Below are 19,105 nucleotides of genomic sequence, written 5' to 3'. Positions count from 1 at the left end.
GGAGGCCAATATGGCTGATACAGTGCAATTCGACCTGGTGAGCCCCGAGCGCCTGCTGGCGTCGATCGAGGTGACGCAGGTGCAGATCCCTGGCAGCGACGGCGACATGACGGCGATGGCCGACCACGCGCCGCTGATCACGACGCTGCGCCCCGGTGTCGTCAGCGTGTCCGGCCCGGAGGGCGACAAGGAGTATGTCGTCACCGGTGGTTTCGCCGAGATCAACGCCGACTCGATCTCGGTCTTGGCCGAACGCGCGCTTCCGCGCGAGGACATGACGCAGGACGAGTTTCAGAAGATGGTCGACGAGGCTACCGACCGTCTGGCCAAAGCGCAGGAAACCTTCGTCAACGAGCCCGGCCCGGTGGACGACGCGGCGAAACTGCTGTCCGACATGGTGGCGATGGGCGACCAGATCGGTCTTTCGACCTCGTCCAAGGTCCCCGCTCCCTGAGCGCGGTCGGGCAAAAGACATGTTTCGTAAAGGGCCCACAAATGTCGGGCCCTTTTCCTTTTTGTTTCGCAATTTCGCCGAAAAGCGATATTAGAACGAATTGTGTGACGGCGCGCGGCGGTAGATGAAGTATCTTGTCAATCAGACCATGGGGATTGAACAGGGCGACGACGTCCTGTTCTCCGACTACGAGGATGGTGGCGAGATGTGGACCGGCACCGGCGCCCGCGAACGCCGCCGCAAGGTGAAATTCGGGACGGCTTTCAAAGAGCCGCCTTCGGTGCATGTCAGCCTGTCGATGTGGGACATGGCAAGCGCGACGAACGCCCGCGCGGACGTGACCGCCGAGAACGTGGCCGCAACGGGGTTCGATGTGGTTTTCCGCACATGGGGTGACACGCGCGTGGCCCGCGCCCGCATCCGGTGGATGGCGATCGGCGCCGTCCCGCACGAGGACGACTGGCAGCTCTACTGAAGAGTTTCGGGCCTCCGGCGGGATAATTTTCGCCAGAGGAAGACGCGCGGGCATGCCTTTTCCTCTGGCCCCAATCAAACAATAGAGCGTGGCTCAGCCACTCGATCGGATCAGGCTCAGGTGCCGAACTGGCCTTCGTAGATGGGCTCCAGCGTCGGGGTCTCGAAGAGCGACGAGACGGACGTGCCGTTCCAGATGTTCAGGATTGCCTGGGCAAAGACCGGGGCGGTGGGGATGATGCGGATGTTGGGGGTGTTCTTGACCGCCTCGGTGGGCTGGATCGTGTCGGTGATGACCATGGATTTCAGCACCGAGTTGGTGATCCGCTCGACCGCCGGGCCGGACATGACGCCGTGGGTCGTGTAGGCGTGAACCTCGCGTGCGCCGTTGTCCATCAGGTGCTGGGCAGCCTTGCACATGGTGCCGGCGGTGTCGCACATGTCGTCGACGATCACGCAGATTTTGTCGGTGACCTCGCCGATCACGGTCATCTCGGCCACTTCGCCGGCCTTTTCGCGCCGTTTGTCCACGATGCTGAGGGGCGCATTGATCCGCTTGGCGAGTTCCCGGGCGCGGGCCACGCCGCCGACATCGGGCGACACGATCATGACGTCGTCGAGGTGGTCGCGGAACTGGGTCATCACGTCGAGCGCGAAGACCGGAGAGGCGTAGAGGTTGTCGACGGGGATGTCGAAGAAGCCCTGGATCTGGGCGGCATGCAGGTCCATCGTCAGGACCCGTTCGATGCCGGCCTCGACGATCATGTTGGCCACCAGCTTGGCCGAAATGGGCGTGCGGGCCTTGGTGCGGCGATCCTGCCGGGCGTAGCCGAAATAGGGGATGACGGCGGTGATGCGCTTGGCCGACGAGCGGCGCAGCGCGTCGGACATGATCAGCAGTTCCATCAGGTTGTCGTTGGCCGGATTGGACGTCGGCTGGATGATGAACATGTCCTCGCCGCGGACATTCTCGAATACCTCGACGAAGATCTCGCCGTCGTTGAAGCGTTCGACGCGGGCATCGACGAGCCCGACATTGACGCCGCGATGCATGGACATGCGGCGCGAGACGGCTGTGGCCAACGGCATGTTGGCGTTGCCGGAAATGAGCTTCGGCTCGTGAGTGACTGACATGTGAAAGGGTCCCCGGGTGGTCGATCTTGACAGATTCGTGACGTTGACACCGATTAGCATGGGTGGCACGTCTGGCAAAGACATGCATTGGGCGAGGGTGCCGAATGCCGCGAAAGGCCATGAAAATGAGACGCACCCTGCCGCATTTCCCCGCAGATGCCCCCGTGACGCGCGATGCCTGAGGCGTTGAAAGCCGGGTTTCCGACGTATTGGACGACGTTCGGGCAAGGGCCGCAGCCAGCGTTGGCCATCCATTGTTCGCTGGCGCATTCGGGCACGTGGGGCGCGCTGGCGCGGCACCTGTCGGGGGCGCTGACCCTGACGGCGTTCGATATGCCCGGGCACGGGCGCAGCGGCGACTGGGACGGGCGCGGCGAGATCCAAGAGGTGACGGCGAAGATTGCCGCCGACTTGGCTGATGGTCCGGCGCATGTGATCGGGCATTCCTTTGGTGCGACGGTGGCGTTGCGGCTGGCGGTCATGCGGCCCGAGCTGGTGCGGTCTCTGGTCCTGATCGAGCCGGTGTTCTTTGCCGTGGCGCTGACCGATCGCCCGCAGATGCGGGAGGGCTTCGCGGCGCAGATGGCCGGGTTCACCGACGGCATGAAAGCTGGTGACGGACATGCGGCGGCGCGGGCGTTCCTGTCGGTCTGGGGGAACGGCACCGAGTGGGAGAGCCTGAGTTCGGCGGAGCGCGACCGGCTGGCGACGCAGATGTCGCTGATCGAGGCGGGGCATGCCGCGCTGTACGACGATGTGGGGAGCCTGTTGGCGCCCGGTGTCCTGCAGGGCGTGACCCAGCCCGTGCTGCTGATCGAAGGCACCGCCTCGCCCGCCATCATCGGTGCGATCAACGAAGGGCTGGCGGCGCGATTGCCAAAGGCCGAGCGCGCGGTCATGGCCGGGGCGGGGCACATGGTGCCGCTGACCCATGCGCGGCAGGTGAGTGCGGAAATCCTGCGATTCCTGCGCAACGTGTGACGCAGAAGCGTTGCCCTGAAGGTTTTCACGCTAGCTCTTGAGGGGCGGCAGGAACCGGCGCGGTTCGGGCCGCGTTCAACCGGTCTGGAGGCCAAGCATGACCATCGCCATTCTTTACGTCGTGACCTTCGCGGTTTTCCTCGGGCTGGATTACCTGGGCCTGAGTTACCTGATCAAGCCGACCTTCGAGAAGGACGTCAAGGGCCTGCTGCTGGACAGCCCGCGCATGGGGCCGGCGGTCGTTTTCTACGCCTTCTATATCTTCTGCGTGCTGTGGTTCGTCAGCTGGCCCGCGATCCAGCAGGAGCGGACGCTGCTGTGGGTGTTTGGCACCGCGGCGCTGATCGGGGCGATGGGCTATGGCACTTACGAGTTTACCAACCTTGCGACGCTGAAGGATTGGACGTGGCGGATGGTCGCCACGGACTTTACCTGGGGCACGCTGCTGACGGGCACGTCGGCCACGGTGGGTGTCGCGGTGGCGCGGTGGTGGGCCTGAGGGTCCGCGTCAGCCTTTGACGAGCGCCAGGAAGTCGTCGATCTGCTCGTCTGTGAGGGACCAGTCGCAGACGCAGCGCATCAGGAGTGGTTCGTCCGGGTCGCCATCTTCCAAAGGTCCTTCGTAGAGGCCGTAGACCGCGCCGCCCGCGTGCAGGCGCTGGTGCGTGGCGCGGGGCAGGCGGGCGAAGATCATGTTGGCCTGCGGTTCGGCGATAAAAGTGCAGCCGGGCAAGGCGCGCAGGCCCGCGACAAGGCGGGCGGCGTTGGCGTTAGCGCGCTGTGCCGAGGTCAGCCAGACATCGTTTTCGAGATACCCCAGCATTTGCGCGGCCAGGAAGCGGCCCTTGGACACGAGGTGTCCGCCACGCTTGCGGCGGCGTTCCAATTCCCACGCGTGGCCCGGGTCGAACATGACGACAGCCTCGACATTCAGGCAACCGTTCTTGGACGCGCCGAAGGAGACGGCGTCAATGCCGGCCTCATGGCTCATCTGGGCGGCGGTGCAGCCGAGGGCGGCGCATGCATTGGCAAAGCGCGCGCCGTCGAGATGCACCGAAAGTCCGTGGGCATGGGCGACGTTGGTAAGGCCGCGCAGCTCGTCCAGCGTGTAGAGCTGGCCCATCTCGGTGACCTGCGTGAGCGCGACCGTTCCCGCCTCGGACGCGTGGACGTCGCGGGCAGGCAGGGCGGAGATGGCGGCGGCGAGATCGCCGGCCGTCATCTTGTCTTCGTGTCCCGTAAGGGTCAGGCGGGCGCCGCCGGTGTAGAACTCGGGCGCGTGACATTCATCGACGAGTATGTGGGCGCGGGGCGTGCAAAAGATGGTCTGCCATGGCTGGGTCAGGTTGGCGAGCGCCAGAACATTCGCCGCTGTGCCGGTGGTGACGAACTCGACCGCCGCGTCGGGGGCGGCGAAGACCTCGCGCACCTTGTCGCGGGCGGCGTCGGTGAGCGCGTCGGCGCCGTAGGGCGTGGCGTGGCCTTCGTTGGCGCGGGCCAGCGCTTCCATCACCTGGGGCAGGGCGGGGCCGGTGTTGTCGGAGCCTAGTCGCATCCCAGGGGTTCCTCTATCAGGTGCTCTTCCCACTCGTCCTCCGAGATCTCGAACTCGGGCAGGGTGGCGTTCTGCACCGAAACCCCGGCGGCGTGCACACTGTCGGGTGTGCCGGAGATGAGCGGGTGCCAGTCGTAAAGCGGCTTGCCGGTCCAGAGGAGCTTGTAGGCGCAGGTTTCCGGCAGCCAGTAGAGGCTGCCTTCGATATTCTTGGGCGAGAGCGAGATGCATTCGGGCACGAACTGGTGCCGGATGTCGTAATTGGCGCAGCGGCAGGTGCTGTCGTCGAACAGGCGGCAAGCGATGCGGGTCAGCGCGACCTCGCCGGTGTCCTCGTCCTCGAGCTTGTTGAGGCAGCATTTGCCGCAGCCATCGCAGAGCGCTTCCCATTCCTTTTGGGTCATGCGGTCCAGCGGCACGGTTTCCCAGTAGCGCGGGCGCAGGCCGGAGCGGTCGATGGGATCGGAGGTGTCGGTCATATGGCGGCCAGGATCGCGCGGGCGCGGTCGCAGTCGGCGTCCATCTGGGCGATGAAGGCCTCCAGGCTGTCGAAAGTTTCCTCGGGGCGAAGGTATTCGACGAGGGCCACGGACAGGTCGGCGCCGTAGAGGTCGCCGGCGAAATCGAAGAGGAAGGTCTCGATATTGGGGACTTCGCCCTGGAACATCGGGCGCGTGCCGAGGGACGCCGCGCCGTGGTAGTGGCCCCGGTGCGGGCCGTCCAGCACGTCGACCAGCACGGCATAGACGCCGAAGCGGGGCGGGTGCAGCCCTTCGATGGACATGTTGGCGGTGGGATAGCCGAGGTCGCGGCCGCGCTGTTCGCCGCCGATGACAGGCCCGTCGATGCGGTGCCAGTGGCCCAGCATGGCGGCGGCGTCGCGCGGGCGGCCCTCGCTCAGGGCGGCGCGGATGGCGGTGGAGGAGACTTGGCCATCGTCGCCTTCGAGAAGCGTGGCGATGGTGACGTCGAAGCCCATGTCCTGCCCGAACCGCTGCAGGTCGGCGGAATTGCCGGCGCGGCCCTTGCCGAAGCAGAAATCGGCGCCGACGACCACATGCGTCAGGCCCAGACCGTCGGCGATGACGTTGCGCGCGAACTCCTCGGGTGTGAGGCTGGCGAGGGCGGCATTGAAGTTGAGCTCATAAAGCCGTTCGACGCCCAGCTTGGCGAGGCGGTTGGCGCGCGCCTCGTGGCCCATCAGGCGGAAGGGCGGCGCGTCGGGGGCGAAATACTCGCGCGGGTGCGGCTCGAACGTCAGCACACCAAGAGGACCGTCGCCCTTGCGGGCGAGGTCGATCACGGATTGGTGGCCCAGATGCACACCATCGAAATTGCCGATGGCGACGGAGGCGCCCCGGTCTTCGGGATCAATGAAGGTGTAATCGCGGATGATGCGCATGGCGCAGGGGTAGCCGGATGCGGGGGGGTGATCAAGAGGCGGTGCCGCGCATTCAGTTTGAAAGAAACGCAAACCGTTCTTATGCGTTCATGCAGCAGCAACAAGATGATTGGAGAGAATGAATGGCCGACAAACCCGTGCTTTACGGTTTCGACGGATCGACGTATGTGCGGACGGCGCGCATGGTCCTGATGGACAACGAGATTGACTATGACCAGGTGCATGTGAACGTGCTGGAAGGCGAGCCCAAACAGCCCGAGCACTTGAAGCGGCATCCCTTCGGCAAGGTGCCGGTCATGGACATCGACGATATGCGCCTGCGCGAGTGCGACGCGATCTGCCGCTACATCGACGAGACGGGCAAGGGGCCGAGCCTTGTGCCGGACGATCCCAAGGCGCGGGCGAAGATGAACGAGGCGATCAGCGTTTTCACCAGCTATGGGTACGACGCCCTGATGGCGGCGGCGGGCTATCACCTGTTCCCCGAGCTGATCGGCGGCAAGAATGACGATGCCCTGTCGAAAAGCCTTGCGGACTCGCAGACGCTGAACGCGCTGCTGATGGACTGGGCCGATCCGTTCATCTGCGGCAAGGAGCCGACGCTGGCGGACTACATGCTGGCGCCGATGATCTATTACGTGTCGCTGACGCCCGAGGCCGACAACATCATCACCGGCAAGCTGGCGCGGTGGTGGACGCCGATGCAGGAGATCGAAAGCTTCAAGGCGACCGAGCCCGATATGGGCTGATCGCCCGTGGCGCGTGCCTCAGGTCTGACTGGGGCCGCGCCGCTGCATCACGGCCTGGCGGATGGCAGCCCAACTGTCGGCCTCTGACTTGCGTCCGGCGTCCTGCGACTCGCGCATTTTTCGCGCGGCCTCGGCCTCGGCCTTGGGGCCGTGCGCGCTCAGCAGCGCGCGGGCGTATTCGGCTGTCTGGATTGCATCCATCGGTTGGGTCCTCCCTCTGGTTGTCCAATTGTGAAACGCACTATACACGATTCGTGTTCCGGTCGTGTGACGCGCGGCGATCTATCGCCGGGCGGTTGTACGCGGCTCAGTCAAACTTGCCGGTCGGGGCCAGCACTGTCGCCTCGCCCACGAGGACCTTCTTGCCGTCCACGAGGCAGCGGGTTTCCAGCGTCACGCGGCGCTTGGCGTAGTCGATGGCGGTCACCTCGACCTCGGCCTCGACCATGTCGCCGGGGCGCACGGGGCCGAGGAATTTCAGGGTCTGGCCCATGTAGACGGTGCCGTGCCCCGGAAGCTGTTCTCCGATCACCGCAGATATCAGGCCGGCCGTGAGCATCCCGTGGGCGATGCGCCCCTCGAAGATGGTGTCGCGGGCATAATCGTCGTCCATGTGCACCGGGTTATGGTCGGTCGAGACCTCGGCGAACATGCGAATGTCCTCGTCGGTCACCACTTTGCGCAGCGACCGGGTCATTCCCATTTCGATCTCTTCGATCGTGATCGTTCCGCGCGGCATGTTGTCCAACATCAGACCCTCCATTTCCACCTGCGCCCCTAACGGGTGCGCAATAAATAACACCATACGATAGGTAAGGATGCAACTTTATTACTTTGCAGGCGCAGAAAATCAAGGGTTATTTTGTCAGCGCAGTTTGCCGATGGCGTAGGTCGGAGACGACATTTCCTTTTGCAGGTAAGCGGTTAGCGCCTGCGGGTCGGGCTGGTGCGACGTTTTGGTTTCGTCCGCCGCCAGCCCGCCGGTGATGAAGAGAGAATCGATATCCTCGCCCGTTGCGCCCTGGATGTCGGTGGCGATGCCGTCGCCGATGGCGAGGATGCCGTCGCTGGAGATATCCTTGCCCAAGGCCGAAAGGCGACGGCGGGCGAGGTCGTAGATCGGCGGGTGCGGTTTGCCGAAATAGAGGCTTTCGCCGCCCATTTCGGTGTAAAGCCGGGCGAGCGCCCCCGCGCACCATTCGCGCACGTCGCCACGATCAACGATGATGTCGGGGTTGGCGCAAAGCAGTTTCAGGCCCTTCTGCTTGGCATAGAGGAAATCGGCGCGATTTGTTTCGGGATCGGCCATCGTGTCGTTGGGACCGCAGCAGACGATGCCTTCGGCGTCTTTCAGGTCAACGCGCTCGATCTCGACGGGGTTGTCGATGACTTCCAGCGGTTCGAAAAAGCCCGCATCGCGCGCCCATTCGCCCATGAACCACACCTTGCGGCCGACCATCCCGCGATACATCGCGGCGCGGGCGCTGTCGCCGGACGTGGCAATGGCGTCATAGCAGGACGCGGGCACGCCGAAGCTTTCGAGTTGGGATTCGACGCCGGCGCGGGGCTTGGGGGAGTTGGTGACCAGCACCACCGTGCCGCCATCGGCGCGGTAGGTCATCAGCGCCTCGACCGCGTCCGGGTAGGCGGTGACGCCGTTATGCACACAGCCCCAAAGGTCGACGAAAAGCGCGTCGTAATTGCCGGAGATTTCGGAGAGGGAAGTGATGATCTGGGTCACTGCGATACGGGCCTTTCGCGTCGTTAAGTGTCGAAAACCGTATGCCAGCGAAGGGGCTGTTTGACCAGCCGGGGTTTCGGCCCGGGATGCGGGCCGAAACGGGATTGGGCGTATCAGTGCACGGCGACCGGATCGAGGTCGTTCTGGCGGGCCAGAACGAAGGCCATCTTGCGGTCGGCGACAAGCGCCAGGCGCTCGCCTTCCTCGTTGTGCACGGCGTAGAGCGTTTCCAGCTCGCCCACCTGCTCGCGCATGTCCTCGGGCAGATCCTCGGCGTTGACCTGACGGACATAGACGATGGGACGCTCGGCCTCGTGATCGAATTCGTACTGCGTTTCCATACTATTTACCCCTTGTTTATCTTGATGGTCTGAACCACCGTTTCTGGTGCGGCGCGGGTCAGGTCGACGTGCAACAGCCCGTTTTCCATGATCGCCTCGCCCACTTCGACCCCGTCGGCCAGCACGAAGCTGCGCTGGAACTGGCGGGCGGCGATGCCGCGATGCAGATAGACGCGTCCATCCGCATCGTCCCGCTGGCGTCCGCGGATCACCAATTGGCGGTCTTCCAGCGTGATCGACAGGTCTCCGTCGGCGAATCCGGCCACGGCCAGCGTGATCCGATAGGAATTCTCGGAGGTCTGTTCGATGTTGAAAGGCGGGTAGCCTTCGTTTCCCGACTTGGCGCTGCGTTCCAGCAGGCGCTCAAGCTGCTCGAAGCCGAGCATGTAGGGGTGCGATCCCATCGTGTGCTTTGTCATGGGCGTGTCCTTATGCAGTCAAGCGACAGTCCGTATGTGAAGGCCCCGTTCGCGGCGACCTCTTGCAGTGAATATGGGGGCGCGGGGCGGGGCCTGCAAGGGCTATGCTGCGAGAGGGTTTGTCGCTATTCTGCCCCAACGCGGGGCATTTTTCGGAGAATCGGGGCGAATGAACAAGTTCAACGACCTTTCGATGAAGTCGGACGAAGTGCTGCGGGTGGAGTTGGAGGAGTTCCGGCGCCAGCACCGCGACCTTGACGAGGCGATCCGCGCGCTGGAGGAAAAAGGCACCAGCGATTTTCTGACCGTGAAGCGCTTCAAACAGCAAAAATTGCGGCTGAAGGACCGGATCTCGTGGATCGAGGATCGGCTGCTGCCGGATATCATTGCGTAGGCACCGCTGATCGGTATAGTTCGCGCTCCGCAAAGGGGAGCGAGACATGGGCAATCCGCAGATCGGCATCATCATGGGCAGCCAGTCGGACTGGGCCACCATGAAGGAGGCCGCCTTGATCCTGGACGAGCTGGGCGTGTCGTACGAGACGAAGATCGTCTCGGCGCATCGCACGCCGGACCGGCTGTGGGACTATGGCAAAAGCGCCGTGGACCGCGGCCTGAAGGCGATCATCGCGGGTGCGGGCGGTGCCGCGCATCTGCCGGGCATGATGGCCAGCAAGACGCGCGTGCCCGTGATCGGCGTGCCGGTGCAGACCAAGGCGCTGAGCGGTGTGGACAGCCTTTATTCCATCGTGCAGATGCCCAAGGGCTTTCCCGTGGCCACCATGGCGATCGGATCGGCGGGCGCGGCCAATGCCGGGCTGATGGCGGCGGCGATCCTTGCCAATGGCGATGCGGCGTTGGCGGAGCGGCTGGACAAGTGGCGTGATGCGTTGTCGGCATCGATCCCGGAGGAGCCATCGGATGACTGAACCTTTGCCGCAGGGTGCGGTGATCGGAATCCTGGGTGGCGGGCAACTTGGGCGGATGCTGTCCGTCGCGGCCAGCCGGCTGGGGTTCAAGACCTGCATTTTCGAGCCGGGGGGCGATTGCCCGGCCAGCCATGTTTCGAACTTTCACTTGCAGAAGTCTTACGAAGACGCAGACGCGCTGCGGCAGTTCGCGGATGCCGTGGACGTGGTGACCTACGAGTTCGAGAACATCCCGACCTCGGCGCTGGACGTGCTGGAAGCGGCCCGCCCGATTCGTCCGGGGCGCGAGGCGCTGCGGGTGAGCCAGGACCGGCTGACCGAGAAGGCGTTCCTGACCGGGCTGGGACTGAGCACCGCACCTTACGCCGACATCACCGATCTTGCGAGCCTTGAGGCCGCGCTGGAGGAGATGGGCACGCCCGCGATCCTGAAAACACGGCGGTTCGGCTATGATGGCAAGGGCCAAGTGCGGATCAACGATGCGGCCGAAGCTGAAGCAGCGCTGGCCGAGATGAACGGCGCACCCGCGATCCTGGAAGGGTTCGTGGCTTTCAGTCACGAGGTATCGGTGATCGGTGCGCGCGGCGTGGACGGGCAGGTGGCTTGTTTCGATCCGGGCGAGAACGTGCACCGCGACGGGATTTTGCACACGACTACGGTTCCGGCGACGCTGAGCACGGCGCAGCGGACGGATGCCGTGCTGCTGGCCGGGCGGATATTGAACGCGCTGGACTATGTCGGCGTGATGGGCGTGGAACTGTTCGTGACGGCGCAGGGCCTGATCGTGAACGAGATTGCGCCAAGGGTGCACAACTCGGGCCACTGGACGCAGCAGGGTTGCACGGTGGACCAGTTCGAGCAGCATGTCCGGGCGGTGGCCGGGTGGCCACTGGGCGACGGGTCGCGCTATGCCGACGTGGTGATGGAAAACCTCATTGGCGATGACATGGACCGCGTGCCGGCGATTGCCGGAGAGGCGGGCGCGAGCCTGCATCTTTACGGCAAGGCCGAGGCCAAGCCGGGGCGCAAGATGGGGCATGTGAACCGGGTCACGCGGTCGGGCTAAGCGATAAAGCGGTGCGCGACGTCGCCTTTCAAGTAGGTGACCTGGCCGCCCGAGATCGTGGCGCAGATATCGCGGGTACTGGCATCGACGATGACGAGGTCCGCGCGTTGTCCGGGGGTAAGCGTGCCGCGGTCGGACAGACCCAGAAGCTGTGCCGGACCCGACGAGATCATCCCCCAGGCGGCAGCGAAGTCCATCAGGCCGCCATCGGCCAGCAGGAACGCGGCGCGGCGCATCGACGGGTAGTGGTAGTCCGAGGCGAGTGAATCGCACAGCCCCATCGCGATCAGGTCGAGCGCGCTGGCATTGCCCTTATGCGAGCCGCCGCGCACCACGTTCGGGGCACCCAGCACGATCGGTGCGCCGGTGTCGCGCGCGGCTTCCGCCGCCTCGGCGGTTTCAGGAAATTCGGCAATATGCACACCGCGCGCGGTCCATGCAGCGCGTTGTTCGGTGGTGGCGTCGTCGTGGCTGCCAAGGCGCACGGGCAGGTCTGCCAGCCGGGCGCAGAGGGCGTCGAGGGCGGACGGAACGTCGGCCATGCCGTCGTGGAGCGCGTGAATGTCTTCGAGATGCTTGTCGGGGTTCTTGCCGATCCTGAGCGATTTGCCGACGTGGCCCGGGGGTGTCTTGCCCTTGGCCAGCAGGTCATGCGGCAGGTGGTCGTTGAACACCAGATAGGGGATGGCGTAGCGTGTGATCCAATCCTCTATCGTGGCGTAGTCGTCCAGCATCGAGATCTCGAAGCGCAGCTGCACGCGCAGGTCGGTGCCGACGCGGGGGCGTATATCGTCGAGGCTTTCCAGCACGCGCTGGGCGAAGTCCGGCCCGCGCATCCCGCCTTCCCAGCTGTAGAACTGGGCCAGCGTGGCGGTGGTGATGCCGTTCGCGGCCAGCTCGGCCTCGGCCACGATCAGGCCCTGGTCGAGGTCTTTCATGGCCCCGCGCCGCGGGGCGAGGTGTTTTTCGAAGGCATCGCCATGGGCATCGACCAGGCCCGGCAGGATGAGATAACCCGAAAGGTCGATCTCGCGTGCTGGCGTCTCATCAGTGATCACACCGTCCGACAGGCAGAGTGGCGTGTCTGCGAGGCCCGAGGGCGTCAGCACCTCGGCCCCGGTCAGGCGCAACGACAGGCTCATTCCGTGAGGCCCATGAACATGTCTGTGATGTTCATGTCGTGGTCGAACTTGCCGGTCCTCAGGAAGGACAGAACCTGCGCGATGACGTATGGATTGTTCATCATGAAGGTGTGGCTGACGGGCAGTTCGATATGGTCGGCCATGCCGTCGACCTTGGTGGACTCGACAGAGACCTTGCCGTCATCGGCACCCTCGATCAGCGTGGAATAATAGGGGTTGAGCGAGCGCGTGCCGGCGATGACGCCAAGCTCGAAGTCAATCGGCGGAAGGCTGTTGGCAAATCCGTCCTCGCCGGTGTCGAGCTGCATCCCGGCGGGCCCGTTGATCAACTCGAAAAGCTCCAGCCCGCCCAGTTGGTCCACCAGTTCCGAGCCGTGGTTGGGTGGGCCAAGCATGACGACACGGCCCATGTCGTCGGGGCGGTTGTCGCGCAGCCAATGGCGCAGAAGGATGCCGCCCATCGAATGGGTGACAAAATGGATCTTGTCCTGACCACAGACGCGGGCGGCGTAGGGCAGGGTTTCCTCGGCCAGTTCGGCGATATCGAGTTCGGTCGAGGGATAATCGGTGCGGAAGGTGGTGTAACCTTCGTTTTTCAGCACTTCCTCCATCACGATGAAGGAGGTTTCGGTCCGCGCCAGGCCATGCAGCAGCACCACGCAATCGGCCAAAGCCGGAGCGGGGAGCAGAAGGGCAAGGGCGGTCAGCGCGGATTTCATGGATAGGGAGATAAGCCTTCGGGCCTCGCAGATACAGCCCCCTGCGTCAGGAATTGCGGCGGCGCGGCATGGAAAGCGCAACCCCGCCCAGAACGAGGGCGGAGGAGAGCACGATCTGCACGGTCAGGGACTCGCTCAACAGAAGGATGCCGCCCAGGAGCGCGATGATCGGCACTGTGAGTTGCGCGACGGCGGCCACGGAAGCGGCAAGCGAGGGCAGGACGGTGTACCAGAGCGCATATCCCAGCCCCGAGGTGACTGCGCCGGTGATGATGGCGAGAAAGATGCCGTAGCCGGAGAGTGGCGCTGCGTCGGCAGGGCTGGGCAGGGCGAGCCAGGCCAACAGGCCGACGGGTGCGGCAAGGGTGAAATTGGCAGCGGTGGCCTGAAGCGCGTCTTTGGATTTACGGCCAGCCAACGAATAGACGCCCCAGCCGATGCCTGCGAGCGCCATGAGCGCACCATGCCACGGGCTGACGGCCGTGCCGGCGCCGGGCCACATCAGCCATGCAAGACCAGCAAGCGCCAGACCCGCGCCGATCCAACGGCGGGCGGGCAGGGTCTCGCGTGTGAGTAGGGCAGCGGCGAACATGGTGATCTGCACCATGCCAAAGAGGATGAGCGCGCCAAGCCCCGCGTCGAGCGCGGTGTAGGCCAATGAGAAGCCGTACATGTAGACCAGCAGCGACAGGACGCCAGATACGCGCGCGGGACCGCCAAGGCGGAGCCCGCCGCGCAGGACGATGCAAAGCCCCGCCAGCATCGCTGCGCCCGCGACGAGACGGATCGCCCCGAAGGAAACGGCGTCGATATGCCCGCCCGCCAGGGCGAGCCGGTTGAGGATGGAGTTGGCGGCGAAGGCCACCATCGTCAGGGCGGTGAGCAGGAAGAGACGCATGGGACCATGCGTAGCGCGGGGCTGGGTGGAAGGAAACTCACATTGGCGCGGGGGCGGAATTTTGAAAAAATTCCGGGCAATTTTCTTAGAAAGAAAATTCCCGCGCCCGCGTCAGCCGAGGGTCTCGAAGCCCGGCGTGTTCGCATCCTCGGGGTGCTTGGCAAGGTGCTTGCGCTTGATCGTCTCGGAGGTATCGCGGCTGCCGTCGTGGCTCCATCCCGGGGGCTTGATGCAGTAGTTCAGACGATCGCGCCAGGTGAGTCCGGGCTGGATCACGTCGCGGAAGATACCCACCCACTCGTGGAAGGCCACGCGGATGGGATTGAAGGTGCCCAGGTTGCGGACGAGACCGTAATCGACCTTTTCGCTGTCCTGTTCCGGGACGAAGGTGCCGAACATCTTGTCCCAGATGATGAAGACACCGGCATAGTTGGCATCGAGATAGCGCGCATTGCGGCCGTGGTGGACGCGGTGGTGCGAGGGTGTGTTCATCACCGCCTCGAACCAGCGGGGCAGTCGGGTGATCGCCTCGGTATGGATCCAGAACTGGTAGATCAGGTTCAAACCGCCGCAAAAGAGCACCATCGCCGGGTGAAAGCCCAGCAGGATCAGCGGCGCCCGGACCAGCATCATGAAGGTGAAGGTGCCGGTCCATGTTTGGCGCAGGGCGGTGGTGAGGTTGTAGTGCTGCGAGGAGTGATGATTGACGTGGCTGGCCCAGACCCAGCGGATGCGATGCCCGAAACGGTGCACCCAGTAGTAGCGCAGGTCGTCCAGCACGAAGCAGAGGATCACCACCCAGACCGACGTGCCGAGGTCGAGCGGTGTGATGGCCCAGAGCGCCATGAAGAACCCGTATGCGACAAAGCCCAGCAGGATGCCGGAGGCCACGTTGCCGGCGCCCATCACGAGCGATGTCAGCGCGTCGTAGGTCTCGTACCGGCCACCGCGGCGCTTGAGAACGATCCAGGTGAGTTCGATCAGGATGAGCGCGATGAAGACCGGCACGGCGAAGTTCACCACGTCGGGATAGGTCAGTTGATCCGTCATCGGGAGGCCTCCATCAGGCCGGGCCAGAGGCGGGCCTCGTCGGGGTCGAGCTTCAGGGTGATGCGCGGCGCGGTGTAATCGGGCAGGGCGATGCGCAGCCCTGTGTCGGTCTGCGTGATCCGCGCGCCGTCGAGATACCGCGCGGTGGTGTCGGCGCCCATGGGCCAGACCACGCCGGGACCGCGGGACGTTTCCACGAGGGCGGCGTGGCGGTCGTGGCTGAGGATCACGCGCGTGGGCGTATCGTCGGGGAATTCGCGGAGCCAGGCGCGGGTGGCGGCGGACCCGTCATCGAACGTGGCGGGTTTCGAGAGGCCGAGCAGGTGCAGCAGCACCGCAATCCCTGCGATGCCGAGCACGACCATCGGTAGCAAGATGCTGAGCGGCATGTCCTCTTCCCTCGCGCCGCATTTAGCCAAGGAAGGGGGGCGGCGATCAAGGGTGACGTTACGACGCCGCCGCCCCCGCGCGGTCCAGCGCCTGTTCGAGGTCGGCGATGAGATCGTCCGCGTCCTCGATACCGATCGACAGGCGCAAAAGGCGGGGATGGACAGGGAAGCCCTCGCCCGAGACGGTCTTGCGGTGTTCGATCAGGCTTTCGACGCCGCCAAGCGACGTGGCGGGATAGAAGACCTCGCAATAGCGGCTGACGTCGATGGCGGTCTGCTCGGTGCCCTTGACGAGGATCGAGAGCATCCCGCCGTAGAGGCCGCCGGTCTGGCGTTTGGCGATCTCGTGGTCTGGGTGCGAGGGCAAGCCGGGATACATCACGGCGTCGATGCCGGGATGGCCTTCGAAATGCTGCGCCACGGCCAGGGCGTTCTCGGTCGCGCGTTCGTAGCGGAGCATCAGTGTGCGCATGCCGCGGATCAGAAGGAAGGCGTCGAAGGAATGCAGGACGGTCCCTTGAATCATGCGGACGTGGAAGATCTCGTCCCAGTAGGTCCCGGTTTCGCGCACAGACAGTACGCCGGCGGTCACGTCGGAATGGCCGTTGAGGTACTTGGTGGCGGAATGAAAGGAGATATCCGCGCCAAGTTCCAGCGCGCGGGTGGCGCAGGGGGGCGTGCCGGTGCAGTCGGTGACCAGTTTCGCCCCGGCGGCATGGGCGATCTCTGCGGCGGCGGCGATGTCGGTCGTGTCCCAGTTGGGGTTGTTGGGGCTTTCGACCCAGACCAGCGCGGTCTCGCCATTGACCGTTGCTGCCTTCATCGCGTCGAGATCGCCGGCGGGATAGTAGCTGACCCGCAGGCGGTTCTTGGCCTCGTAGGTTTTGAACTGGGCGAGGACGCCGTGATACATCACCTCGGGCACCACCACGTGCGCGTCCGCGGGCAGGTGTTCGATCACCGCAGTGGCCGCGCCCATGCCCGACGAAAAGAGCAGGCTCTCGGCGGCGCTTTCGAGGTCGGCGATGATCGCCTCGGCCTGTTCGGTCGTCACGTTGCTGTCGCGGCGGTACATGTAGCTTTGGCGCAGTTCGTAGTTGTCATCCCTCGCGTAGGTGGCGGCGGTCTGGATCTGCGGCACGATGGCACCGGTGGCGGGGTCGAGATAGCGCAGGGCCTGCGCGAGCTTGGTGGCGGGCGAAAGCGGGCGGTTGGGGCGGTGTGCCATGAGCATGTTCCTTTCAGCGTCGGGGCGGACGGTACGCATTTGGCCCGCGATGGCAAGCCGGGTCAGAGCGGGCGCGCGGGCGGCACGGTGGGAGATTTGAGCCGCGCCTCGCGCCAGGCCAGAAGGGCCGCGCCGGAGAGGATGGTCAACGCGCCGAGGACAGATATCGCATCGGGCAGGACAGAGAACACGGCGGCATCGTAGAGCGCGGCGAAGACAAGCGTCGCATAGAAGAAGGGGGCGACGAAGCTGGCATCGGCGCGGGCCAGCGCGTTGACGAAGCAGGTTTGTGCGGTGGCCATCAGCAGGCCGATCCCGGCGAGGGCGGCCCATTGCGCCGGGCTGGGTGCGGCCCAGACGAAGAACGCCGCCGCACTGGCGATGAGGCAGCCGAAGCCGTTGTTGATCAGCAGGATCTGCAGGGGGCGTTCGCGGCCCGAGAGGAACTTGATCGCGATAAGCTCGGCCCCGAGGCAGGCAGCGGCGGCGAGGGCAAGTAGCGCGCCGGGCTCGATCGTGCCGCCGCCGGGGCGGGTCAGTATGAGCGCGCCGCAAAGGGCGATGGCGGCGGCGGTCCAGCGGACGGGGCCGACTTTCTCACCAAGGATGGGAATGGCCAGCATCATGCCGAAGACCGGGTTCAGGAAGCTGATCGCGGTGGCGTCGGACAGCGGAATGAAGGCGGCGGCGGCGAACATCAGGGTGACGCCGCCCCAGCCGAGGCCCGAGCGCAGAAGGTGGAGGTGCAGGGCCGGGCGCACGATGGGGAACCGCGTGGCGGCGGCGAAGGACGATATGGCGATGAACGCGAAGAGGAACCGGCCCTGGCTGATCTGCAGCGGATGCAGCGCGGGGCCGAGCGCGTCGGTGCCGAGCGCCTTGGCCAGGAGCGTGCATCCCGCGATGAAGGCTGCGGCGGCAAGGGTCAGGAGCGCGGCGGCGCCGGGGTTCTGGACGGGCGGTGTCATCGCCTGTCCAGTGGCAGGCGGGCGGGAGAAACTCAAGCGCCATATCGGAGCGCGCAGAAAACACTTTGCGCGGGGCGCGGAACCGGCTATGTCAGCGCGCATGATCGAACGCCGCACAAATATTCGGAGCCGACGCCGCCGCACCTGCGCCTGACGTCCCGCTCGCCTGTTCGATCCATCCGGTGCCGGAGCGCACCAAACCCTTTCCACCATTGACGAACGCCCTGCCATACGGCACTCAAAGGGCTTCCATACTTGAGGATACCACAGATGATCCCCTCCGTTCTGCCGACGTATAATCGTGCACCGCTCAGCTTTGTCAAAGGCGAGGGCGCCTGGTTGATCGAGGCGGATGGTCGACGTTTTCTGGACCTTGGCGCGGGCATCGCGGTGAACGCGCTGGGCCATGCGCACCCGGCGCTGGTGGCGGCGTTGACCGAGCAGGCGGGGGCGCTGTGGCACACCTCGAACCTCTACCAGATACCCAAGCAGCAGGAGTTGGCCGACAAGTTGGTGGCCGAGACCTTTGCCGACACGGCCTTCTTCTGCAATTCGGGCACCGAGGCCTGCGAACTGGCGGTGAAGATGTGCCGCAAGTATTTCCATGACAAAGGCCAGCCGGAGCGGACCGACATCATTGGCTTCGAGGGCGCGTTCCACGGCCGGTCCAGCGCGGGGATTGCCGCTGCCGGGTCGGAGAAGATGACCAAGGGGTTCGGGCCGCTCTTGCCGGGATTCAAGCATGTGCCGTTCGGTGACCATGACGCGTTGCACGCCGCCATCGACGACAACACGGCTGCGATCCTGCTGGAGCCCGTGCTGGGCGAGGGCGGGATCAAGCCGGTGCCCGATCAGTGCCTGAAAGGGCTGCGCGATCTGTGCGACGAGACGGGCATCCTGCTGATATTCGACGAGGTCCAGTGCGGGATGGGCCGGACCGGCAAGCTGTTCGCGCATGAATGGTCCGGGGCCACCCCGGATATCATGATGGTTGCCAAGGGCATCGGCGGGGGCTTTCCGCTGGGCGCGGTGCTGGCCACCGAGGATGCGGCCAGCGGGATGACGGCGGGCACGCATGGCTCGACCTATGGCGGCAACCCGTTGGGCTGTGCCGTTGGCTGCGCGGTCATGGACATCATCGCCGATCCCGAATTCCTCGCCGAGGTGAACCGCAAGGCGGGCCTGTTCCGGCAGAAGCTGGAAGGCTTGGTCGCGGCGCATCCGGAGGTCTTCAAGGGCGTGCGCGGATCGGGCCTGATGCTGGGGCTGGAATGTGTGGTGACCAATACCGACGTGGTGGCCGCCGGCTATGACGCCGAGGTCGCGGTGGTCCCGGCGGCGGAGAACGTGGTGCGCCTGTTGCCGCCGCTGATCATCTCGGACGACGAGATCGGCGAGGCGGTGGCGCGGCTGGACAAGGCCGCGACCGCGGTGAAGACGGCCCTGGCCGAGGCATGAGGAGCGGA

General features: G+C 65.1%; 25 protein-coding genes. 9 read left to right on the top strand and 16 right to left on the bottom strand.

Annotated features, from left to right (window positions below):
* Positions 1–10 precede the first annotated feature (10 nt).
* Together PVV74_RS10060 and PVV74_RS10055 are read left to right on the top strand one after the other, a co-directional pair.
* Positions 11–454, top strand: coding sequence for a F0F1 ATP synthase subunit epsilon (locus PVV74_RS10060; RefSeq protein WP_274593069.1), 444 nt, complete (start codon positions 11–13; stop codon positions 452–454).
* Between the two features lie 124 nt (positions 455–578).
* Positions 579–929 carry an H-type lectin domain-containing protein gene (locus PVV74_RS10055; protein ID WP_103763270.1) on the top strand — a complete coding sequence of 117 codons (351 nt, stop codon included), beginning with the start codon at positions 579–581 and terminating at the stop codon, positions 927–929.
* A gap of 116 nt (positions 930–1,045) precedes the next feature.
* Here the strand turns inward: PVV74_RS10055 and PVV74_RS10050 are convergent, their stop codons facing one another.
* A complete protein-coding gene (locus PVV74_RS10050) occupies positions 1,046–2,062 on the bottom strand; it encodes a ribose-phosphate pyrophosphokinase (protein WP_103763271.1) in 1,017 nt (338 codons plus the stop codon).
* Positions 2,063–2,236: 174 nt separating this feature from the next.
* Between PVV74_RS10050 and PVV74_RS10045 the strand changes: the two genes are divergently transcribed.
* Positions 2,237–3,043 carry an alpha/beta fold hydrolase gene (locus PVV74_RS10045; RefSeq protein ID WP_274593068.1) on the top strand — a complete coding sequence of 269 codons (807 nt, stop codon included), beginning with the start codon at positions 2,237–2,239 and terminating at the stop codon, positions 3,041–3,043.
* Positions 3,044–3,140: 97 nt separating this feature from the next.
* On the top strand, positions 3,141–3,542 hold the full coding sequence (locus PVV74_RS10040) for a DUF2177 family protein (RefSeq protein ID WP_274593067.1): 402 nt from the start codon (positions 3,141–3,143) through the stop codon (positions 3,540–3,542).
* A 9-nt stretch (positions 3,543–3,551) separates the two neighbouring features.
* Here PVV74_RS10040 and PVV74_RS10035 read toward each other — a convergent pair whose 3' ends face one another.
* From PVV74_RS10035 to PVV74_RS10025, 3 genes are read right to left on the bottom strand one after another with little or no spacing between them, the layout of a single operon-like run.
* Positions 3,552–4,598, bottom strand: coding sequence for a threonine aldolase family protein (locus PVV74_RS10035; RefSeq protein WP_274593066.1), 1,047 nt, complete (start codon positions 4,596–4,598; stop codon positions 3,552–3,554).
* Positions 4,589–5,077 (bottom strand): YcgN family cysteine cluster protein, encoded by a 489-nt coding sequence (locus PVV74_RS10030; protein ID WP_103763275.1) that lies wholly within the window; start codon positions 5,075–5,077, stop codon positions 4,589–4,591. The genes PVV74_RS10035 and PVV74_RS10030 overlap by 10 nt, the downstream gene beginning before the upstream one ends.
* On the bottom strand, positions 5,074–6,000 hold the full coding sequence (locus PVV74_RS10025; RefSeq protein WP_274593065.1) for a bifunctional riboflavin kinase/FAD synthetase: 927 nt from the start codon (positions 5,998–6,000) through the stop codon (positions 5,074–5,076). Before PVV74_RS10025 ends, PVV74_RS10030 begins: the two co-directional genes overlap by 4 nt.
* A 122-nt stretch (positions 6,001–6,122) precedes the next feature.
* On the opposite strand from PVV74_RS10025, the gene PVV74_RS10020 reads away from it, so the two are divergent.
* Positions 6,123–6,749, top strand: a complete 627-nt coding sequence (locus PVV74_RS10020; RefSeq protein ID WP_274593064.1) for a glutathione S-transferase family protein — start codon at positions 6,123–6,125, stop codon at positions 6,747–6,749.
* Positions 6,750–6,767: 18 nt separating this feature from the next.
* Here the strand turns inward: PVV74_RS10020 and PVV74_RS10015 are convergent, their stop codons facing one another.
* From PVV74_RS10015 to PVV74_RS09995, 5 genes are all read right to left on the bottom strand, one after another.
* A complete protein-coding gene (locus tag PVV74_RS10015; protein WP_103763278.1) occupies positions 6,768–6,950 on the bottom strand; it encodes a hypothetical protein in 183 nt (60 codons plus the stop codon).
* 106 nt (positions 6,951–7,056) lie between these two features.
* Positions 7,057–7,500 carry a MaoC family dehydratase gene (locus tag PVV74_RS10010; RefSeq protein ID WP_103763448.1) on the bottom strand — a complete coding sequence of 148 codons (444 nt, stop codon included), beginning with the start codon at positions 7,498–7,500 and terminating at the stop codon, positions 7,057–7,059.
* Positions 7,501–7,614: 114 nt separating this feature from the next.
* Positions 7,615–8,490 carry a TIGR01459 family HAD-type hydrolase gene (locus PVV74_RS10005; RefSeq protein ID WP_103763279.1) on the bottom strand — a complete coding sequence of 292 codons (876 nt, stop codon included), beginning with the start codon at positions 8,488–8,490 and terminating at the stop codon, positions 7,615–7,617.
* A 113-nt stretch (positions 8,491–8,603) separates the two neighbouring features.
* Positions 8,604–8,831, bottom strand: coding sequence for a DUF1150 family protein (locus PVV74_RS10000; RefSeq protein ID WP_152475776.1), 228 nt, complete (start codon positions 8,829–8,831; stop codon positions 8,604–8,606).
* A gap of 5 nt (positions 8,832–8,836) precedes the next feature.
* A complete protein-coding gene (locus PVV74_RS09995; RefSeq protein WP_103763281.1) occupies positions 8,837–9,250 on the bottom strand; it encodes an Hsp20 family protein in 414 nt (137 codons plus the stop codon).
* 169 nt (positions 9,251–9,419) lie between these two features.
* Here PVV74_RS09995 and PVV74_RS09990 point away from each other — a divergent pair, with 169 nt between their 5' ends.
* Genes PVV74_RS09990 through PVV74_RS09980 form a run of 3 tightly spaced genes read left to right on the top strand, consistent with a single transcriptional unit; the run spans position 9,420 to position 11,245 of the window.
* Entirely contained in the window at positions 9,420–9,644 is a 225-nt protein-coding gene (locus PVV74_RS09990; RefSeq protein ID WP_103763282.1) for a YdcH family protein, read from the top strand.
* Between the two features lie 46 nt (positions 9,645–9,690).
* On the top strand, positions 9,691–10,179 hold the full coding sequence (purE, locus tag PVV74_RS09985; RefSeq protein WP_274593063.1) for a 5-(carboxyamino)imidazole ribonucleotide mutase: 489 nt from the start codon (positions 9,691–9,693) through the stop codon (positions 10,177–10,179).
* On the top strand, positions 10,172–11,245 hold the full coding sequence (locus PVV74_RS09980; protein WP_274593062.1) for a 5-(carboxyamino)imidazole ribonucleotide synthase: 1,074 nt from the start codon (positions 10,172–10,174) through the stop codon (positions 11,243–11,245). The genes purE and PVV74_RS09980 overlap by 8 nt, the downstream gene beginning before the upstream one ends.
* Here the strand turns inward: PVV74_RS09980 and PVV74_RS09975 are convergent.
* The 7 genes from PVV74_RS09975 to PVV74_RS09945 all read right to left on the bottom strand — a co-directional run bounded on the left by PVV74_RS09975 (position 11,242) and on the right by PVV74_RS09945 (position 17,639).
* Entirely contained in the window at positions 11,242–12,387 is a 1,146-nt protein-coding gene (locus PVV74_RS09975) for an alpha-D-ribose 1-methylphosphonate 5-triphosphate diphosphatase (protein WP_274593061.1), read from the bottom strand. The two genes, PVV74_RS09980 and PVV74_RS09975, sit on opposite strands and share 4 nt — an antisense overlap.
* Entirely contained in the window at positions 12,384–13,106 is a 723-nt protein-coding gene (locus tag PVV74_RS09970; protein ID WP_274593060.1) for an alpha/beta fold hydrolase, read from the bottom strand. The genes PVV74_RS09975 and PVV74_RS09970 overlap by 4 nt, the downstream gene beginning before the upstream one ends.
* Before the next feature lie 46 nt (positions 13,107–13,152).
* Positions 13,153–14,004 (bottom strand): DMT family transporter, encoded by an 852-nt coding sequence (locus tag PVV74_RS09965; RefSeq protein ID WP_274593059.1) that lies wholly within the window; start codon positions 14,002–14,004, stop codon positions 13,153–13,155.
* Positions 14,005–14,115: 111 nt separating this feature from the next.
* Positions 14,116–15,054 carry a sterol desaturase family protein gene (locus PVV74_RS09960; protein ID WP_274593058.1) on the bottom strand — a complete coding sequence of 313 codons (939 nt, stop codon included), beginning with the start codon at positions 15,052–15,054 and terminating at the stop codon, positions 14,116–14,118.
* Complete coding sequence (locus PVV74_RS09955; protein WP_103763289.1) at positions 15,051–15,443, bottom strand: hypothetical protein; 393 nt, start codon at positions 15,441–15,443, stop codon at positions 15,051–15,053. Before PVV74_RS09955 ends, PVV74_RS09960 begins: the two co-directional genes overlap by 4 nt.
* A 58-nt stretch (positions 15,444–15,501) precedes the next feature.
* Positions 15,502–16,671, bottom strand: coding sequence for a trans-sulfuration enzyme family protein (locus PVV74_RS09950; RefSeq protein WP_274593057.1), 1,170 nt, complete (start codon positions 16,669–16,671; stop codon positions 15,502–15,504).
* Positions 16,672–16,733: 62 nt separating this feature from the next.
* Positions 16,734–17,639 carry a DMT family transporter gene (locus PVV74_RS09945; RefSeq protein WP_274593056.1) on the bottom strand — a complete coding sequence of 302 codons (906 nt, stop codon included), beginning with the start codon at positions 17,637–17,639 and terminating at the stop codon, positions 16,734–16,736.
* Positions 17,640–17,909: 270 nt separating this feature from the next.
* On the opposite strand from PVV74_RS09945, the gene PVV74_RS09940 reads away from it, so the two are divergent.
* Positions 17,910–19,097 carry an aspartate aminotransferase family protein gene (locus PVV74_RS09940; RefSeq protein ID WP_274593055.1) on the top strand — a complete coding sequence of 396 codons (1,188 nt, stop codon included), beginning with the start codon at positions 17,910–17,912 and terminating at the stop codon, positions 19,095–19,097.
* Positions 19,098–19,105: the final 8 nt, after the last annotated feature.

This window comes from Roseovarius sp. SK2, from assembly GCF_028807495.1.
Classification (GTDB): Bacteria; Pseudomonadota; Alphaproteobacteria; order Rhodobacterales; family Rhodobacteraceae; genus Roseovarius; species Roseovarius confluentis.
The sequence above is the reverse complement of the archived record's forward strand: the minus strand, read 5'-3'. Positions and strand labels throughout refer to the sequence as shown.

What these genes read in the sequence shown, in the direction of transcription:
- PVV74_RS10060 (WP_274593069.1), top strand. Translation starts at nt 11, where the DNA reads ATGGCTGATACAGTGCAATTCGACCTGGTGAGCCCCGAGCGCCTGCTG.
- PVV74_RS10055 (WP_103763270.1), top strand. Translation starts at nt 579, where the DNA reads ATGAAGTATCTTGTCAATCAGACCATGGGGATTGAACAGGGCGACGAC.
- PVV74_RS10050 (WP_103763271.1), bottom strand. Translation starts at nt 2,062, where the DNA reads ATGTCAGTCACTCACGAGCCGAAGCTCATTTCCGGCAACGCCAACATG.
- PVV74_RS10045 (WP_274593068.1), top strand. Translation starts at nt 2,237, where the DNA reads ATGCCTGAGGCGTTGAAAGCCGGGTTTCCGACGTATTGGACGACGTTC.
- PVV74_RS10040 (WP_274593067.1), top strand. Translation starts at nt 3,141, where the DNA reads ATGACCATCGCCATTCTTTACGTCGTGACCTTCGCGGTTTTCCTCGGG.
- PVV74_RS10035 (WP_274593066.1), bottom strand. Translation starts at nt 4,598, where the DNA reads ATGCGACTAGGCTCCGACAACACCGGCCCCGCCCTGCCCCAGGTGATG.
- PVV74_RS10030 (WP_103763275.1), bottom strand. Translation starts at nt 5,077, where the DNA reads ATGACCGACACCTCCGATCCCATCGACCGCTCCGGCCTGCGCCCGCGC.
- PVV74_RS10025 (WP_274593065.1), bottom strand. Translation starts at nt 6,000, where the DNA reads ATGCGCATCATCCGCGATTACACCTTCATTGATCCCGAAGACCGGGGC.
- PVV74_RS10020 (WP_274593064.1), top strand. Translation starts at nt 6,123, where the DNA reads ATGGCCGACAAACCCGTGCTTTACGGTTTCGACGGATCGACGTATGTG.
- PVV74_RS10015 (WP_103763278.1), bottom strand. Translation starts at nt 6,950, where the DNA reads ATGGATGCAATCCAGACAGCCGAATACGCCCGCGCGCTGCTGAGCGCG.
- PVV74_RS10010 (WP_103763448.1), bottom strand. Translation starts at nt 7,500, where the DNA reads ATGTTGGACAACATGCCGCGCGGAACGATCACGATCGAAGAGATCGAA.
- PVV74_RS10000 (WP_152475776.1), bottom strand. Translation starts at nt 8,831, where the DNA reads ATGGAAACGCAGTACGAATTCGATCACGAGGCCGAGCGTCCCATCGTC.
- PVV74_RS09995 (WP_103763281.1), bottom strand. Translation starts at nt 9,250, where the DNA reads ATGACAAAGCACACGATGGGATCGCACCCCTACATGCTCGGCTTCGAG.
- PVV74_RS09990 (WP_103763282.1), top strand. Translation starts at nt 9,420, where the DNA reads ATGAACAAGTTCAACGACCTTTCGATGAAGTCGGACGAAGTGCTGCGG.
- purE (WP_274593063.1), top strand. Translation starts at nt 9,691, where the DNA reads ATGGGCAATCCGCAGATCGGCATCATCATGGGCAGCCAGTCGGACTGG.
- PVV74_RS09980 (WP_274593062.1), top strand. Translation starts at nt 10,172, where the DNA reads ATGACTGAACCTTTGCCGCAGGGTGCGGTGATCGGAATCCTGGGTGGC.
- PVV74_RS09975 (WP_274593061.1), bottom strand. Translation starts at nt 12,387, where the DNA reads ATGAGCCTGTCGTTGCGCCTGACCGGGGCCGAGGTGCTGACGCCCTCG.
- PVV74_RS09970 (WP_274593060.1), bottom strand. Translation starts at nt 13,106, where the DNA reads ATGAAATCCGCGCTGACCGCCCTTGCCCTTCTGCTCCCCGCTCCGGCT.
- PVV74_RS09965 (WP_274593059.1), bottom strand. Translation starts at nt 14,004, where the DNA reads ATGCGTCTCTTCCTGCTCACCGCCCTGACGATGGTGGCCTTCGCCGCC.
- PVV74_RS09960 (WP_274593058.1), bottom strand. Translation starts at nt 15,054, where the DNA reads ATGACGGATCAACTGACCTATCCCGACGTGGTGAACTTCGCCGTGCCG.
- PVV74_RS09955 (WP_103763289.1), bottom strand. Translation starts at nt 15,443, where the DNA reads ATGCCGCTCAGCATCTTGCTACCGATGGTCGTGCTCGGCATCGCAGGG.
- PVV74_RS09950 (WP_274593057.1), bottom strand. Translation starts at nt 16,671, where the DNA reads ATGGCACACCGCCCCAACCGCCCGCTTTCGCCCGCCACCAAGCTCGCG.
- PVV74_RS09945 (WP_274593056.1), bottom strand. Translation starts at nt 17,639, where the DNA reads ATGACACCGCCCGTCCAGAACCCCGGCGCCGCCGCGCTCCTGACCCTT.
- PVV74_RS09940 (WP_274593055.1), top strand. Translation starts at nt 17,910, where the DNA reads ATGATCCCCTCCGTTCTGCCGACGTATAATCGTGCACCGCTCAGCTTT.